Source organism: Pseudomonas sp. NBRC 111132, assembly GCF_001320565.1.
Taxonomy (GTDB): Bacteria; Pseudomonadota; Gammaproteobacteria; order Pseudomonadales; family Pseudomonadaceae; genus Aquipseudomonas; species Aquipseudomonas putida_P.
In genome coordinates, this window is record NZ_BCBI01000011.1 from 1 (window position 1) to 16,634 (window position 16,634).

Here is a 16,634-nt window from a genome sequence, read left to right on the forward strand (position 1 = left end):
TCGATCCCCCAGGCACCCACATCCCACGCCAGGCACAAAAACAGCAGACGAAAAAAAGCCCGCCAGTGTGAGAGCGGGCCAAAGGACCTACGAAGATTCTTCTAGCGACCAACTAGCTTCCACGATAGGTCGAATAGCTGTACGGCGAGATCAGCAGTGGCACGTGGTAGTGCTCCTGCTGCTCGTCGATACCAAAGCGCAGCACGACAACATCCAGAAACGCCTGGGCCGGCAGTTGCACGCCGCGGGCGCGGTAGTAATCACCAGCGCTGAACTGCAACTGGTAAACGCCAGTGCGGTAGTCGTCACCCTGCAGCAGTGGCGCGTCGACGCGGCCATCGCTGTTGGTCAGGGCGGTATTCACCAGCTCCAGTTGCTGGCCTTCGACACGGTACAGCTCGACCTTGATCGAGCTGCCCGGGCAGCCATGCGCGGCATCCAGTACGTGTGTGGTCAAACGTCCCATTGCGTGTCGCCTCTTGTTCAATCTGTGGGCAAAAAATACTCAGCCTTCGCACCAGCATAGCGCCTGCGGCAGGCGGGAATGACGCCATTAAGACATTCCATCGCAAAATTGTACACAATTTTTTAAACCCTTCTGTCACACCGTTCGTCCGGCGCCCATAAACGACCCATCGGTCGCAAATACAAGCGACGTAACGACGTCAACGTCATTAGCTGACCAATCAGGCAGGTTTCTTGCACTGTATTTCCAGGTCGCTGCAGGGCGACAAAAGGGAAGAAATGCGGAAAAACAGGCTTACAAAAGATTTCAGAAGTTGTATACAATCAGCCCATCCGGTGGTGCGACATACCGACGCGGCCCGCCCACCCCCTGCACTAACGCACAAGAAGGAAGACTGCAGTGAGCGCTGACTACCCTCGCGACCTGATCGGTTACGGCAACAACCCTCCTCACCCGCAATGGCCGGGCAACGCTCGCATCGCGCTGTCTTTCGTCCTCAACTACGAGGAAGGCGGCGAACGCAACATCCTGCACGGTGACAAAGAGTCCGAAGCCTTCCTGTCCGAGATGGTCGCTGCCCAGCCACTGCAGGGCCAGCGCAACATGAGCATGGAATCGCTGTACGAGTACGGCAGCCGTGCCGGCGTGTGGCGCCTGCTGAAGCTGTTCAAGGAAAGCGGTGTGCCGCTGACCATCTTCGCCGTGGCCATGGCCGCCCAGCGCCACCCTGACGTTATCCGCGCCATGGCCGAAGCCGGCCACGAAATCTGCAGCCACGGCTACCGCTGGATCGATTACCAAAACATGGACGAGGCCCAGGAGCGCGAGCACATGCTCGAAGCCATCCGCATCCTCACCGAACTCACCGGCGAGCGCCCAGTGGGCTGGTACACCGGCCGCACCGGCCCCAACACCCGCCGCCTGGTGATGGAAGAAGGTGGCTTCCTCTATGACAGCGACACCTACGACGACGACCTGCCCTACTGGGAGCCGAACAACCCTACCGGCAAGCCGCACCTGGTGATCCCGTACACCCTGGACACCAACGACATGCGCTTCACCCAGGTGCAGGGTTTCAACTGCGGCGAGCAGTTCTTCCAGTACCTCAAAGACGCCTTCGATGTGCTGTACGCCGAAGGCGCCGAAGCACCAAAAATGCTGTCCATCGGCCTGCATTGCCGCCTGGTCGGCCGCCCGGCGCGCCTGGCTGCACTGAAGCGCTTCGTCGATTACGCAAAAAGCCATGACCAGGTCTGGTTCGCCCGTCGCGTGGATATCGCCCGCCACTGGCACACCACCCACCCGTACAAGAAAGAGAACGCCTGATGACCGCCTTCAACACTCTCAAGCCATCCGCCCTGGGCCGTGACGCCTTCGTCGCAGCCTTCGCCGACATCTACGAGCACTCGCCGTGGGTGGCCGAAAAAGCCTATGACCTGGGCCAACTGGGCGAACTGGACGAGATCGAGGCGCTGCACCAGCGCATGAGCGACATCCTGCTCAGCGCCAACCACGCCGACCAGCTGGCACTGATCAACGCTCACCCGGACCTCGCCGGCAAGGCCGCCATCCAGGGCGAACTGACCGAATCGAGCACCAACGAACAGGCCGGCGCCGGTATTCACCAGTGCACCGCCGAAGAATTCGCCCGTTTCACCGAGCTGAACGACGCCTACAAGGCCAAGTTCCAGTTCCCGTTCATCATGGCGGTAAAGGGCAGCAATCGGCACCAGATCCTCGCCGCCTTTGAAAAACGCATCCACAACGATGCCGATGCCGAATTCAAGGAAGCCCTGGCGCAGATCAACCTGATCGCCCTGTTCCGCCTGCTGCAGCTGTAAGCAACAGCCGAACCTTATTCAGAAAACGAACAATAGAAGAGATAACCGCATGCGCACCCTGATGATCGAGCCCCTGACCAAAGAAGCCTTCGCCCAATTCGGAGACGTGATCGAAACCGACGGCAGCGACCACTTCATGATCAACAACGGCTCGACCATGCGCTTTCACAAGCTCGCCACGGTCGAAACCGCCGAGCCTGAAGACAAGGCGATCATCAGCATCTTCCGCGCCGACGCGCAGGACATGCCGCTGACCGTGCGCATGCTGGAACGCCATCCGCTGGGCAGCCAGGCTTTCATCCCGCTGCTCGGCAACCCCTTTCTGATCGTGGTCGCGCCGGTTGGCGATGCACCTGTATCAGGCTTGGTCCGGGCCTTCCGCAGTAATGGCAGGCAGGGCGTTAATTACCATCGCGGCGTTTGGCACCACCCGGTGCTTACGATCGAAAAGCGGGATGATTTCCTGGTGGTTGATCGCAGTGGTTCTGGCAACAACTGCGATGAGCATTACTTCACCGAGGAACAGATGCTGATCCTCAATCCCCACCAATAAGAAAAGGTCAGTCATCTTCTCGGTGACTGGCAGAGGTACATACTGTGGAAGCACACCTTCACGAATGGCTGAACCTGAGCATTCGCTGGGTTCACATGATCACCGGTGTCGCCTGGATCGGTGCATCGTTCTACTTCGTCTGGCTGGAGAACCACCTGAACCGAAGCAACCCGCGCGATGGGTTGTCGGGTGATCTCTGGGCGATTCACGGCGGTGGTATCTACCACCTGGAGAAATACAAACTCGCACCCCCGAAAATGCCCGAGAACCTGCACTGGTTCAAATGGGAAGCCTACTTCACCTGGATGTCCGGTATCGCCCTGCTGTGCGTGGTGTTCTACTGGAACCCGGCCCTGTACCTGCTGGCCCCTGGCAGCACCCTGAGCGGTGCCGAAGGCGTGGCCATCGGTATCGGCTCGTTGATCGCTGGCTGGTTCATCTACGACTTCCTGTGCGACTCGCCCCTGGGCAAGAAGCCTGCGCTGCTCGGTGGTGTGCTGTTCGTGCTGATCATCGCCGCCTGCTGGGGCTTCAGCCTGGTGTTCAGCGGCCGTGGCGCGTACCTGCACACCGGCGCGATCATCGGCACCATCATGGTTGGTAACGTGTTCCGCATCATCATGCCGGCCCAGCGCCAGCTGGTGGCGGCGATCGAGAACAACCAGACGCCCGACCCGGTACTGCCGGCCAAGGGCCTGCTGCGCTCGCGTCACAACAACTACTTCACCCTGCCGGTGCTGTTCATCATGATCAGCAACCATTTCCCGAGCACCTACGGTAGCCAGTACAACTGGCTGATCCTGGCCGGTATCGCAGTAGCCGCGGTTCTGATCCGCCACTACTTCAACACCCGTCACGACAGCAACAAGTACGCCTGGACCCTGCCCGTCGGCGCCCTGGCAATGATCTGCCTGGCCTACGTCACCGGCCCGAAACCGATGGCCGTAAGCCCAGAGCAAGCCGCAGCGAAGATCGAGTACCAACCGCTGCCCGCGACCGCCGTCGGTGGCAAGACCGCTGCCGAGCAGCGCGCCGAGGACGCCGCCAAGGCTGCCCAAGCGCCGGCCGCACCCGCCGAGGCCCCTGCCCAGGCGGCAGCCCAGGCCGGTGGTGGCGACTTCGACAAGATCCACAATGTCATCCAGGAACGCTGCACCGTGTGCCATTCGTCCAAACCGACCAGCCCACTGTTCAGTGCCGCCCCTGCCGGCGTGATGTTCGACACCCCGCAGCAGATCCAGGCCCAGGCCGCGCGCATTCAGGCGCAAGCGGTCGCCAGCCAGATCATGCCGCTGGGCAACATCACCCAGATGACCACCGAAGAGCGCAAGCTCGTCGGCGACTGGATCGCCAAAGGTGCCCAGGTCAACTGACCGAAGCCGCAAGCTTCAAGCCTCAAGCTGTAAGTCGTAGGTAACAAGCAAGCATCGAGCGTCAGGCTCCAACGCGGATCACCAAGCTTCTACTTGAAGCTTGCCGCTTGGAGCTTGCCGCTTGGATCCGAGAATAAAAACAAAACTCGAGGTGCTGCATGTCCGAGTCACGCAAGGCGTATATCCCCATTGCGCCGCCGCGCGAACCCTTGCCCCTGTTCCAACTGATCCTGGTTGGCCTGCAACACGTTCTGCTGATGTACGGTGGCGCGATCGCCGTGCCGTTGATCATCGGCCAGGCCGCTGGGTTGTCCCGTGAAGAAGTCGCTTTCCTGATCAACGCCGACCTGCTGGTCGCTGGCGTCGCTACCATCATCCAGTCGTTCGGTATCGGCCCGGTGGGCATCCGCATGCCGGTGATGATGGGTGCCAGTTTCGCGGCCGTCGGCAGCATGGTGGCCATGGCCGGCATGCCCGGCGTAGGCCTGCAGGGGATCTTCGGTGCGACCATCGCCGCCGGGTTCTTCGGCATGCTGATCGCCCCGTTCATGTCCAAGGTCGTACGCTTCTTCCCGCCGCTGGTCACCGGTACGGTGATCACCTCGATTGGCCTGTCGCTGTTCCCCGTGGCAGTCAATTGGGCGGGTGGCGGCCATGAAGCCGAAACCTTCGGCTCGCCGATCTACCTGTTGGTGGCCGGCCTGGTATTGGCTGTGATCCTGCTGATCAACCGCTTCATGCGCGGCTTCTGGGTCAACGTGTCGGTACTGGTGGGCATGGGCCTTGGCTACATCCTGGCCGGTTCCATCGGCATGGTCGACCTGTCTGGCCTGAAGGACGCGCCGTGGTTGCAGGTGGTCACCCCCCTGCACTTCGGCATGCCGACATTCAGCCTGGCACCCATCCTGTCAATGTGCCTGGTGGTGGTGATCATCTTCGTCGAGTCCACCGGCATGTTCCTGGCCCTGGGCAAGGTGACCGATCGCGAAGTGACCCCCGGCATGCTGCGTCGCGGCCTGCTGTGCGATGCCGGTGCGTCGTTCATCGCCGGTTTCTTCAACACCTTCACCCACTCCTCGTTCGCCCAGAACATCGGCCTGGTGCAAATGACCGGGGTGCGCTGCCGCTTTGTCACCATCGTGGCCGGTGCCCTGTTGATGCTGCTCAGCCTGCTGCCCAAGGCAGCCTTCCTGATTGCCTCGATCCCACCTGCGGTACTGGGCGGCGCGTCCATCGCCATGTTCGGCATGGTCACCGCCACCGGGATCAAGATTCTTCAGGAGGCGGACATCGGCGACCGCCGCAACCAGCTGCTGGTTGCCGTGAGCGTCGGCTTCGGGTTGATCCCCGTGGTGCGTCCGGAGTTCTTCGCCCAGATGCCACAGTGGATGGAACCCATCACCCACAGTGGTATCGCCATGGCCACGGTCAGTGCCCTGGTGTTGAACGTCCTGTTCAACATCCTCGGTGGTGCCGACCGCGCGGTGCACAACGACGCCTGTCACCAGCATTGAGCCAGAAGGGGCGGCGCATTGCCGCCCCTCATTCACATCTGCAGTAACCGCTACGCCGTCGACCCGCCGGAATGGGTCGCCCGGGGCGCCTGCGCGCCAAAAAAACCGCCAACAAAAACAATAAGTCCGGGAATCACAACATGAAGCGCATCACCACGTCCCTGTTGTTGGGCAGCAGCCTGCTGGCCACCCTACCCTCACATGCAGGCGAATGGCTGCAGTGGCACGGCGAAAGCCTGACCTACCTGTACGGCAAGGACTTCAAGGTCAACCCTGATATCCAGCAGACCATCACTTTCGAGCACGCCAACAAATGGAAGTACGGCGACACCTTCATGTTCGTCGACAAGATTTTCTACAACGGCAAAGCCGACCCCAGCAAAGGCGTGACCACCTACTATGGCGAGTTCAGCCCGCGCCTGTCGTTCGGCAAGATCCTCGACCGCAAGCTTGCCTTCGGCCCGATCAAGGACGTGCTCCTGGCCATGACCTACGAGCGCGGCGAGGGCGACAACGAAGCCTACCTGATCGGCCCCGGCTTCGACCTGGACATCCCCGGCTTCAACTATTTCACCCTCAACTTCTACGTGCGCAACACCGAAGGCAGCCGCCCCGGTGACAATGTCTGGCAGATCACCCCCGGCTGGTCGTACACCATCCCGGTGGGCCGCTCCGACATTCTGATCGACGGTTACATGGATTGGGTCACCGACAATGACCAAACCCGCCGTGGCACCTACCACGCCAACCTGCACTTCAACCCACAGGTCAAATATGACCTGGGCAAGGCACTGAACCTGGGCGCCAAACAGCTCTACGTCGGCTTTGAATACAGCTACTGGAAGGACAAGTACGGCATCGACAGCCGTGGCAACCTGGACAGCAATCAGAGCGTCGCCAGTGCGCTGATCAAGGTACACTTCTAAGAAGCTGACCAAACGCACAAGTTTGAACCACGCCGCTCCAGGACGGAGCACTTGAGGCCCGGCGCGCAAGCCAGTAATCTGCGCGCCCCCTCGATCAGGGCAGAACGGATTCTGCCTGCGTTTACTGACCGCTCAGTCAATGAATACGGGCGGTTGGCCAACGTGTTGCCAGCCTGAAAGACCCTTTTCATCCGTTCAGAACGAAGTCGAGCAGGAAGGTTTTGCCAAACCGGAAAAGTTGGCTCAACCCTTGCCAAACAGCTGTGGCCTATCGAAAAAAGCTGACTCGCAAGACAACAAAAAAGCGCCATCACCGAGCGCTGACAACAGATCAATCAAGGGAGCGACACTCGCAATGCGTACCATCAACAGCCTGATCCTTGCCGGCGGCCTGCTGGCCTGTGGCACCACCTTCGGCGGCGACCTGCTGCAATGGCAGAACAACAGCCTGACCTACCTGTGGGGCAAGAACTTCAAGGTCAACCCCGAAACCCAGCAAACCTTCACCTTCGAGCACGCCGACGCGTGGAAGTACGGCGACAACTTCTTCTTCGTCGACAAGATCTTCTACCAGGGCAAGAAGGACGCCAACAACGGGCCCAACACCTACTACGGCGAGTTCAGCCCACGCCTGTCGTTCGGCAAGATCTTCGACCAGAAGCTGGAGTTCGGCCCGGTCAAGGACGTGCTGCTGGCCATGACCTACGAGTTTGGCGAGGGTGACACCGAGTCGTACCTGATCGGCCCAGGCTTCGACCTGGCCATCCCGGGCTTCGATTACTTCCAGCTCAACTTCTACAACCGCACCACCGACGGCAGCCGCGCCGGCGACAACGTATGGCAGATCACCCCGGTATGGTCGTACACCATCCCGGTCGGCGATTCCGACGTGCTGATCGACGGCTTCATGGACTGGGTGGTGGACAACGACGAGAACCGCCACGGCACCTACCAGGCCAACCTGCACTTCAACCCACAGATCAAGTACGACCTGGGCAAGGCGTTGCACCTGGGCGAGAAGCAGCTGTACGTGGGTGTCGAGTACGACTACTGGAAGAACAAATACGGTATCAAGGACAGCGATGCCTTCACTACCGACCAGAACACCATGAGTTTCCTGGTAAAAGTGCACTTCTGATGCGCTGAATCGTGACAGCGCGTTGATCTTCCAACGCGCTGTCACGCCAAATCATGTAAGAACTTTCCTACAACTTATTAAGACTATTCTTACTTACTGATAAATTTGCCTTTAAAGTCAGAACAAGCACACACGGCAACATCACGCCAAACAGCAAAAGCCCCAGCTCCACCTGCCAGTGCTCCAGCACACGCAAGATGTCCAGCACCAGCATGATGCTATTGGTTATCAACGCCAGGCCAAATACCGCACAGCATTTGTACAAAGCCCCTACCCCCGCCCCGCGCAGCAGCATCAGAAGGCCCACGGCGCCCCAGGCCAAGGCCGAGCCCAGGTAAAGGGCCAAGTGGTACACATCGTAAGTCAACACATTTCCGAACATGATTTAACCTCCCGACCTGTAGGAAATAAGCAAAGTGCTTACTATATGCCCGAGATTCCACTTAGTCCCTGCGAATTTTTGACAAAATTTTTGCACTTACCCATCTAGCATGCTTGGCTTCTTGCATCCAAAAAAGAAAACAGGCCCACTTAATGCGCACCTCCCTCGCCGCACCTTGGCGGTACCTGCTGTTAGTTTGCTCGCTCTGGTTCGGCATTTTCTTGCTGACCCGTCTGGTATTGCTGGTCACCCACCTGGATGAAGTACATGGCAACTACTTCTCATTATTCTTCAGTGGTGCCTTGTACGACCTGAGCTTCCTCACCTACGCCGCTCTGCCGCTGGGGCTTTACCTGGCGCTGTGCCCGGCCGCACTGTGGCGCACGGCCTTGCATCGCCGGCTCATGGGCGGGGTGTTGATCGTCAGCCTGTTCGTGATGCTGTTCGTCGCGGTGGCCGAGTGGCTGTTCTGGGACGAGTTCGGGGTGCGCTTCAACTTCATCGCCGTGGACTACCTGGTGTATTCCAAGGAAGTGCTGGACAACATTCGCGAGTCGTACCCGCTGCCAACGCTACTGGGCAGCATCGCCGTGGTTGCCGTCCTGCTTGCCCTGATCCTGCGCAAACCTCTGGCCCAGGCCCTCGCAGCACCCGGCGCCAACCTGCGCCAGCGCCTGGGTGGCCTTGCGCTGCTGGCCGTGCTGGGCGGGCTCAGCGTGCTAGTGGTCGACCAGCAATTCCCGCGTGGCCAAGGCGGTAACGCCTATCAGCGCGAACTGGCCAGCAACGGTCCGTACCAGTTCTTCGCCGCGTTCCGCAACAACGAGCTCGACTACACCCAGTTCTACGCCAGCCTCGACGCCAACGAAGTTGGTGCGCAGATGCACCAGGAACTGGCCGAGCCCAACGCGCGGTTCAAGGCCAGCGAGCCCGAGGACATTCGTCGCCACATCAGCGCCAGCGGCGAGCCACGCAAGCCCAACATCATCCTGGTCACCATCGAGAGCTTCAGCGCCAAGTACATGGGCAGCAACGGCGACCCACGCAACCTCACGCCCAACCTGGACGCGCTGCGCCAACAGAGCCTGTACTTCAACAACTTCTACGCCACCGGCACGCGTACCGATCGCGGCCTGGAAGCCATCACCCTGTCGATCCCCCCCACGCCGGGCCGCTCGATCGTCAAGCGCATCGGCCGCGAAAGCGGCTATGGCAGCCTCGGTCAGCAACTGAAAGCGGTGGGTTATGACGCCGTATTCGTCTATGGCGGGCGCGGCTACTTCGACAACATGAACGCCTTCTTCAGCGGCAATGGCTACCGTATCGTCGACCAGAGCAGCGTCGACGAGAGCGAAATCAGCTTCAAGAACGCTTGGGGCATGGCTGACGAAGACCTGTATCGGCAGACGCTGAAGCTGGCCGATGCCGACCACGCCAGGCAGCAACCGTTCTTCCTGCAACTGATGACCACCTCCAACCACCGCCCTTACACCTACCCCGATGGCCGTATCGACATTCCGTCAGGTGAAGGCCGTGAGGGCGCGGTGAAGTACACCGACCATGCCATTGCGCAGTTCCTGCGGGAGGCCAAGGGCAAGCCATGGTTCGACAACACCCTGTTCGTGTTCGTCGCCGACCACACCGCCGGCAGCGCGGGCGTTGAAGACCTGCCGGTCAGCAATTACCAGATCCCGCTGTGGATCTATGCACCCAAGCTGATCGCCCCGCGCGAAGACGCACAACTGGCCAGCCAGATCGACCTGGCACCAACCCTGCTCGGCCTGCTCAACCTGAGCTACACCTCGACCTTCTTCGGCCGCGACCTGCTACGCGAAGAATCCCTGGCGCCGCGTGTGCTGATCGGCAACTACCAGCACCTGGGGCTCTTCGACGGCAAGGACCTGGCGATCCTCAGCCCACGCGGCGGCATGCGCGTGCACCAGGATGCCTTGGGCAACAGCCGGGAAACCACTGTAGACAGCGACCACCCACTGGTACGACGGGCGATTGCCTACTACCAGAGTGCTGCCAACGATTTCAGCAAGGGCCTCCTGGCCTGGAAGCCGCAGGAGCAAGGTGCGGTGGCTGAACAGTAAAACCTGTGAGACGGCAACGCGGTGAATGACATCGACGTTGCCGGCCACACAACTCAGGTAGCCGGGCGAAACGCTCGCCACAACTTCCCGGCAGCCGCCACCACCGCCAGCACCACGGCACCGGCTACCACACCCGCCACACCGTTGAGCAGTGCCCCGGTCAGCGCGCCACCGCGTCCTTCGCTGAAGGCCTCGATGGCATGGTGCAGCGGGGCAATGCCATGCACCAGAATCCCGCCACCGACCAGGAACATGGCCGCGGTGCCAATCACCGACAGGCTCTTCATCATGTATGGGGCAGCCTGCAAGATGCCATTGCCGACCACCTGGGCCAGCCGGGACGCCTTGGTGGTCATCCACAACCCCAGGTCATCCAGTTTGACAATGCCGCCCACCAAACCATAAACACCGATGGTCATGACAATGGCGATACCCGACAGCACGATGATCTGCTGTGTCAGCGGCGCATCCGCCACAGTACCCAAGGTGATGGCAATGATTTCAGCCGAAAGGATGAAATCGGTGCGCACCGCACCCTTGATCTTGGTTTTTTCGAAGGCGACCAAATCGACATTGGCATCGGCCATTGCCTCCTTGCGCGCCTCGTGCGCGGCTGCATCGTCTTCCTTGCTGTGCAAAAACTTGTGCGCCAGCTTCTCGAAGCCCTCGAAGCACAGGTAGGCGCCCCCCACCATCAACAAGGGCGTAACCGCCCACGGAATGAACGCACTGATCAGCAACGCCGCCGGCACCAGGATGGCCTTGTTGACGAACGACCCTTTGGCCACCGCCCAAACAACCGGAATTTCGCGCTCGGCACGCACGCCGGTGACTTGCTGAGCATTCAGCGCCAGGTCGTCACCCAGCACACCCGCAGTCTTTTTTGCCGCGACTTTGGTCATCAGCGAGACGTCGTCCAGCAGCGTGGCGATATCGTCGATCAGTACCAGTAGACTGCTTCCTGCCATGTTTGCCTGTTTCCACTGAAATGAATGTGCCGGAGTCTAGCCGAAAGTCGCTGCCTTGAGCGCCCGTCAAGCCCGGTGCTACCATGCCCGATCCCTCTTAGAGGTGGCCAGACACGAGGAAGATCCCTGACCATGAGCACCATTCGCGAGCGCAACAAGGAACTGATCCTGCGCGCAGCCAGTGAAGAATTTGCCGACAAGGGCTTCGCCGCCACCAAGACCAGCGATATCGCGGCCAAGGCCGGCCTGCCCAAGCCGAACGTGTATTACTACTTCAAGTCCAAGGACAACCTCTACCGCGAGGTCCTGGAAAGCATCATCGCGCCGATCATGCAGGCCTCCACACCGTTCAATGCCGACGGTGACCCGAAAGAAGTGCTGAGCGCCTATATTCGTTCGAAGATCCGCATTTCGCGCGACCTGCCGTACGCCTCCAAGGTGTTCGCCAGCGAGATCATGCATGGCGCCCCACACCTGTCGCCGAACCAGGTGGAGCAGTTGAACGAGCAGGCCCGGCATAACATCGAGTGCATCCAGCGCTGGATCGACCGTGGGCAGATTGCCCATGTGGACGCGCATCACCTGATGTTCAGTATCTGGGCGGCGACCCAGACCTATGCCGACTTCGACTGGCAGATTTCTGCAGTGACCGGCAAGGCCAAGCTGGCAGACAGTGATTACGACGCGGCGGCCGAGACCATTATCCGCATGGTATTGAAAGGCTGCGAGCCGGAAGCAGCCTGACAGGGCCAGTGGGGCTGCCTTGCAGCCCTTCGCGACACAAGGCCGCTCCCACAGGGACATTGCATAACCCCTATGGGAGCGGCCTTGCGTCGCGATTGGGCCGCAACGCGGCCCCCGGCTGTCTCGAGCCTTACGCCGCTACCCCGGCATCCGCCCGCAACCCCACTTCCTCGATCGCACTGATCGCGCACTGCTCGTCGATATCCGACGTATCGCCGCTGATCCCTACCGCACCCAGCACCTTGCCGTCCTGATCACGAATCAGCACGCCTCCCGGCGCTGGCACCACCGGCCGCTCCCCCATCCCGTTCAGCGCGGCAAAAAACGCCGGCCGTTGCTGTGCATCCAGCGCCAGCAACCGCGAGCCCTTGCCCAGGGCAATTGCGCCCCAGGCTTTGCCAGCGGCCACTTCAGGCCTAATCAGGCTGGCGCCATCTTCACGCTGCAGCGCCAGCAGGTGCCCGCCGGCATCCAGCACCGCCACGGTCAGTGGCGCGGCATTGATCTTGCGGCCCGCCGCCAACGCGGCATTCACCAGGCTGACAGCGACTTTCAGGTTCAAAGCGTTCATGGAAAGGTCCTCTTCTTGTTGTGAGAAGCCCTGAGGGCAGTTGAAAACCGATAGAACAAATAGAACACAACGAAAGGTATTTTTGTATACAATATTTTGAAACGATCGTATGCGATGGCGCAAACCCCCGTTTTCACAGGCGCTCTGACGAAACCCCGCTCAGCCGATGAAAACCCATTGACCTGAGCCGCCAGGCGTGAATACACTCTGTCGCAAAGCAAGTTGTATACAATTACAAAATCGATGAGGCACAAACCATGAGCAAAATGAGAGCAATCGATGCAGCCGTTCTGGTCATGCGCCGTGAAGGTGTAGATACCGCGTTCGGCATCCCAGGGGCTGCCATCAACCCGTTGTATTCGGCCCTGAAGAAAGTCGGTGGCATCGATCACGTCCTCGCTCGCCACGTCGAAGGTGCCTCGCACATGGCCGAGGGCTACACCCGTGCCAACCCAGGCAACATCGGTGTGTGCATCGGCACGTCCGGCCCTGCCGGCACCGACATGGTCACCGGCCTGTACAGCGCATCGGCCGACTCCATCCCGATTCTCTGCATCACCGGCCAAGCCCCGCGTGCACGCCTGCACAAGGAAGATTTCCAGGCCGTCGACATCACCAGCATCGTCAAGCCAGTGACCAAGTGGGCGACCACCGTTCTGGAGCCAGGCCAAGTGCCTTACGCCTTCCAGAAGGCCTTCTACGAAATGCGTACCGGCCGCCCAGGCCCGGTACTGATCGACCTGCCGTTCGACGTGCAGATGGCCGAAATCGAATTTGACATCGACGCCTACGAGCCACTGGCCATCAACAAGCCATCGGCGACCCGTGTCCAGGCCGAAAAAGCCCTGGCCCTGCTCAATGACGCCGAGCGCCCGCTGCTGGTAGCCGGTGGCGGCATCATCAACGCCGACGCCAGCGACAAACTGGTCGAGTTCGCCGAACTGACCGGCGTCCCGGTAATCCCGACCCTGATGGGCTGGGGCACCATCCCGGACGACCACGCACAAATGGTCGGTATGGTCGGCCTGCAGACGTCGCACCGCTACGGCAACGCCACCCTGCTGAAATCCGACCTGGTGTTCGGTATCGGTAACCGCTGGGCCAACCGCCACACCGGTTCGGTCGATGTCTACACCGAAGGCCGCAAGTTCGTGCACGTCGACATCGAACCCACCCAGATCGGCCGCGTGTTCACCCCAGACCTGGGTATCGTTTCCGATGCTGGCAAGGCACTGGACGTGTTCCTGGAAGTGGCCCGCGAGTGGAAAGCCGCTGGCAAGCTGAAGTGCCGCAAGGCCTGGCTCGAAGACTGCCAGGAGCGCAAGGCCACCCTGCAGCGCAAGACCCACTTCGACAACGTGCCCGTCAAGCCACAGCGCGTGTACGAAGAAATGAACCAGGTATTCGGCAAGGACACCACCTACGTCAGCACCATCGGCCTGTCGCAGATTGCCGGTGCGCAGTTCCTGCACGTGTACAAGCCACGCCACTGGATCAACTGCGGCCAGGCCGGCCCGCTGGGCTGGACCATCCCTGCCGCGCTGGGTGTTGTCAAAGCCGACCCTAAACGCAAGGTTGTCGCGCTGTCGGGTGACTACGACTTCCAGTTCATGATCGAAGAACTGGCAGTAGGCGCACAGTTCAACCTGCCGTACGTCCACGTGCTGGTGAACAACGCCTACCTGGGCCTGATCCGTCAAGCGCAGCGTGGCTTCGACATGGATTACTGTGTACAACTGGCGTTCGAGAACATCAACTCGACCGACGCCGCCACCTACGGTGTAGACCACGTTGCCGTAGTCGAAGGCCTGGGCTGCAAGGCCATCCGTGTATTCGAGCCAGCAGAAATCGCCCCTGCCCTGCTCAAGGCACAGAAAATGGCCGAAGAGTTCCGCGTACCGGTGGTGGTCGAAGTGATTCTCGAGCGTGTGACCAACATTTCCATGGGCACCGAGATCAACGCGGTCAACGAGTTCGAAGACCTGGCCCTGGTCGGCAACGACGCGCCAACCGCCATCTCGCTGCTGGACTGATCGCCTGACGCCCCCAGGTACGCCCTGGGGGCCTTCATCGCAAGGAGACAACTCATGCCTCGCTTCGCTGCCAACTTGTCCATGCTGTTCACCGAACAGGACTTCCTGGCCCGCTTCAAGGCTGCCGCCGATGCTGGTTTCAGCGGCGTCGAATACCTCTTCCCGTACGACTTCAGCGCGGCTGAAATCAAGCAGCAGCTGGAGGCCAACGGCCTGACCCAGGTGTTGTTCAACCTGCCCGCGGGTGACTGGGCCAAGGGTGAGCGCGGCATCACCTGCCACCCAGACCGCGTCGAAGAATTCCGTGCCGGTGTCGACAAGGCCATCGAGTACGCCAAGGTGCTGGGCAACACCCAGGTCAACGCCCTGGCCGGCATCCGCCCACAAGGCCCGGACTGCGCCACCGTGCGCAAGACCTTCGTCGAGAACCTGCGCTACGCCGCCGACAAGCTCAAGGCCGCCGGCATTCGCCTGGTCATGGAAATGATCAACACCCGCGACATCCCAGGCTTCTACCTGAACACCACCCAGCAGGCCCTGGAAATCCAGGCCGAAGTCGGCAGCGACAACCTGTTCCTGCAGTACGACATCTACCACATGCAGATCATGGAAGGTGACCTGGCGCGCACCATGCAAGCCAACCTGCCACTGATCAACCACATCCAGCTGGCCGACAACCCAGGGCGCAACGAGCCAGGCACCGGCGAAATCAACTACCGCTTCCTGTTCGAGCACCTGGACCGTATCGGCTACCAGGGCTGGGTGGGCGCAGAGTACAAGCCGCTGACCACCACCGAAGCGGGCCTGGGCTGGCTGAAAACCCATAACGCAATTTGAACAAGCCGGGCGCACAGCGCCTGATGTGAACAAATATAAAGAGGCACATTGTCATGGCTAAAATCGGTTTCATCGGCACCGGCATCATGGGCAAGCCCATGGCCCAAAACCTGCAAAAAGCAGGTCACAGCCTGTTCGTTTCCACCCACCACGACGCCGCGCCAGCCGAGCTGATCGCCGCCGGTGCAGTGGCCCTGGCCAACCCTAAAGAAGTGGCGCAGGAAGCCGAATTCATCATCGTCATGGTCCCCGACACCCCACAGGTCGAAAGCGTCCTGTTCGGCGAAAACGGCGTGGCTGAGGGCGTCGGCCCGAACAAGATCGTGATCGACATGAGCTCGATCTCGCCAACCGCTACCAAAGCCTTCGCCGAGAAAATCAAGGCAACCGGCGCTGCCTACCTGGACGCCCCGGTGTCCGGTGGTGAGGTCGGTGCCAAGGCCGCGACCCTCAGCATCATGGTCGGTGGCTGCCCGAAAGCCTTCGAGCGCACCCTGCCGCTGTTCGAAGCCATGGGCAAGAACATCACCCGCGTCGGTGGCAACGGTGACGGCCAGACCGCCAAGGTCGCCAACCAGATCATCGTCGCCCTGAACATCCAGGCAGTCAGCGAAGCGCTGCTGTTCGCTGCCAAGAACGGCGCGGACCCAGCCAAGGTGCGTGAAGCACTGATGGGCGGCTTTGCTTCGTCGAAAATCCTCGAAGTGCACGCCGAGCGCATGATCAAGGGCACCTTCGACCCAGGCTTCCGCATCAACCTGCACCAGAAGGACCTGAACCTGGCCCTGCAAGGCGCCAAGGAACTGGGCATCAACCTGCCCAACACCTCCAATGCCCAGCAAGTGTTCAACACCTGCCAGGCCCTGGGTGGCGGCAACTGGGACCACTCGGCGCTGATCAAAGGCCTGGAGCACATGGCCAACTTCTCGATCCGCGGCGACAAGTAACCTGAATTCGGGGGCTGCTGCGCAGCCCGATCGCGACACAAGGCCGCTCCTACAAGCGGTACGCAATCCCCTGTAGGAGCGGCCTTGTGTCGCGAAAGGGGCGCAAAGCGCCCCCAGGATTCCAGAGCAAACACCATTGAACCTGCGACCACAGGTTCAGCGGTAGCACCGAGCAACACCCGCCCCTGGTTCGGCCTGCACGGAGGCAGTTCCAGGGGCGTTTTTGATTCTGCAGAACAACAATA

General features: G+C 60.6%; 16 protein-coding genes. 12 read left to right on the forward strand and 4 right to left on the reverse strand.

The genetic code is table 11. The features are described from left to right. Positions 1-112 precede the first annotated feature (112 nt). Positions 113-466, reverse strand: coding sequence for a hydroxyisourate hydrolase (uraH, locus tag APH35_RS07365; RefSeq protein WP_003259496.1), 354 nt, complete (start codon positions 464-466; stop codon positions 113-115). A 399-nt stretch (positions 467-865) separates the two neighbouring features. On the opposite strand from uraH, the gene puuE reads away from it, so the two are divergent. From puuE to APH35_RS07400, 7 genes are all read left to right on the forward strand, one after another. Next, positions 866-1,792: an allantoinase PuuE gene (gene puuE, locus APH35_RS07370; protein WP_012273433.1), complete on the forward strand. Its 927-nt coding sequence runs from the start codon at positions 866-868 to the stop codon at positions 1,790-1,792. Then, positions 1,792-2,307 carry a 2-oxo-4-hydroxy-4-carboxy-5-ureidoimidazoline decarboxylase gene (gene uraD / locus APH35_RS07375; RefSeq protein WP_060493787.1) on the forward strand — a complete coding sequence of 172 codons (516 nt, stop codon included), beginning with the start codon at positions 1,792-1,794 and terminating at the stop codon, positions 2,305-2,307. Before puuE ends, uraD begins: the two co-directional genes overlap by 1 nt. Before the next feature lie 49 nt (positions 2,308-2,356). Beyond that, complete coding sequence (locus APH35_RS07380; RefSeq protein WP_003254333.1) at positions 2,357-2,860, forward strand: ureidoglycolate lyase; 504 nt, start codon at positions 2,357-2,359, stop codon at positions 2,858-2,860. Positions 2,861-2,904: 44 nt separating this feature from the next. Beyond that, a complete protein-coding gene (locus APH35_RS07385; protein ID WP_012273435.1) occupies positions 2,905-4,233 on the forward strand; it encodes a urate hydroxylase PuuD in 1,329 nt (442 codons plus the stop codon). Between the two features lie 158 nt (positions 4,234-4,391). Then, complete coding sequence (locus APH35_RS07390; protein WP_060493788.1) at positions 4,392-5,747, forward strand: nucleobase:cation symporter-2 family protein; 1,356 nt, start codon at positions 4,392-4,394, stop codon at positions 5,745-5,747. Between the two features lie 140 nt (positions 5,748-5,887). Continuing rightward, entirely contained in the window at positions 5,888-6,673 is a 786-nt protein-coding gene (locus APH35_RS07395) for an outer membrane protein OmpK (RefSeq protein ID WP_041166761.1), read from the forward strand. Positions 6,674-7,028: 355 nt separating this feature from the next. Beyond that, complete coding sequence (locus tag APH35_RS07400; RefSeq protein ID WP_012273438.1) at positions 7,029-7,811, forward strand: outer membrane protein OmpK; 783 nt, start codon at positions 7,029-7,031, stop codon at positions 7,809-7,811. A gap of 67 nt (positions 7,812-7,878) precedes the next feature. On the opposite strand, the gene APH35_RS07405 is transcribed toward APH35_RS07400, so the two are convergent. Next, on the reverse strand, positions 7,879-8,193 hold the full coding sequence (locus tag APH35_RS07405; protein ID WP_012273439.1) for a hypothetical protein: 315 nt from the start codon (positions 8,191-8,193) through the stop codon (positions 7,879-7,881). A 152-nt stretch (positions 8,194-8,345) separates the two neighbouring features. Between APH35_RS07405 and APH35_RS07410 the strand changes: the two genes are divergently transcribed. Further along, complete coding sequence (locus APH35_RS07410; RefSeq protein ID WP_012273440.1) at positions 8,346-10,289, forward strand: LTA synthase family protein; 1,944 nt, start codon at positions 8,346-8,348, stop codon at positions 10,287-10,289. A gap of 53 nt (positions 10,290-10,342) precedes the next feature. On the opposite strand, the gene APH35_RS07415 is transcribed toward APH35_RS07410, so the two are convergent. Continuing rightward, the gene (locus tag APH35_RS07415; RefSeq protein WP_060493790.1) at positions 10,343-11,257 is read right to left on the reverse strand and encodes a DUF808 domain-containing protein; all 915 of its coding nucleotides are present in this window, start codon (positions 11,255-11,257) and stop codon (positions 10,343-10,345) included. Positions 11,258-11,389: 132 nt separating this feature from the next. Between APH35_RS07415 and APH35_RS07420 the strand changes: the two genes are divergently transcribed. After that, the gene (locus APH35_RS07420) at positions 11,390-12,001 is read left to right on the forward strand and encodes a TetR/AcrR family transcriptional regulator (protein ID WP_012273442.1); all 612 of its coding nucleotides are present in this window, start codon (positions 11,390-11,392) and stop codon (positions 11,999-12,001) included. A gap of 130 nt (positions 12,002-12,131) precedes the next feature. Here APH35_RS07420 and APH35_RS07425 read toward each other — a convergent pair whose 3' ends face one another. Next, positions 12,132-12,572, reverse strand: a complete 441-nt coding sequence (locus APH35_RS07425; RefSeq protein WP_012273443.1) for a GlcG/HbpS family heme-binding protein — start codon at positions 12,570-12,572, stop codon at positions 12,132-12,134. Between the two features lie 257 nt (positions 12,573-12,829). On the opposite strand from APH35_RS07425, the gene gcl reads away from it, so the two are divergent. Genes gcl through APH35_RS07440 form a run of 3 tightly spaced genes read left to right on the forward strand, consistent with a single transcriptional unit; the run spans position 12,830 to position 16,389 of the window. After that, positions 12,830-14,605, forward strand: a complete 1,776-nt coding sequence (gcl, locus tag APH35_RS07430; RefSeq protein ID WP_012273444.1) for a glyoxylate carboligase — start codon at positions 12,830-12,832, stop codon at positions 14,603-14,605. 54 nt (positions 14,606-14,659) lie between these two features. Continuing rightward, complete coding sequence (hyi, locus tag APH35_RS07435) at positions 14,660-15,442, forward strand: hydroxypyruvate isomerase (protein WP_060493791.1); 783 nt, start codon at positions 14,660-14,662, stop codon at positions 15,440-15,442. 53 nt (positions 15,443-15,495) lie between these two features. After that, positions 15,496-16,389, forward strand: a complete 894-nt coding sequence (locus tag APH35_RS07440; RefSeq protein WP_012273446.1) for a 2-hydroxy-3-oxopropionate reductase — start codon at positions 15,496-15,498, stop codon at positions 16,387-16,389. Positions 16,390-16,634 lie beyond the last annotated feature (245 nt).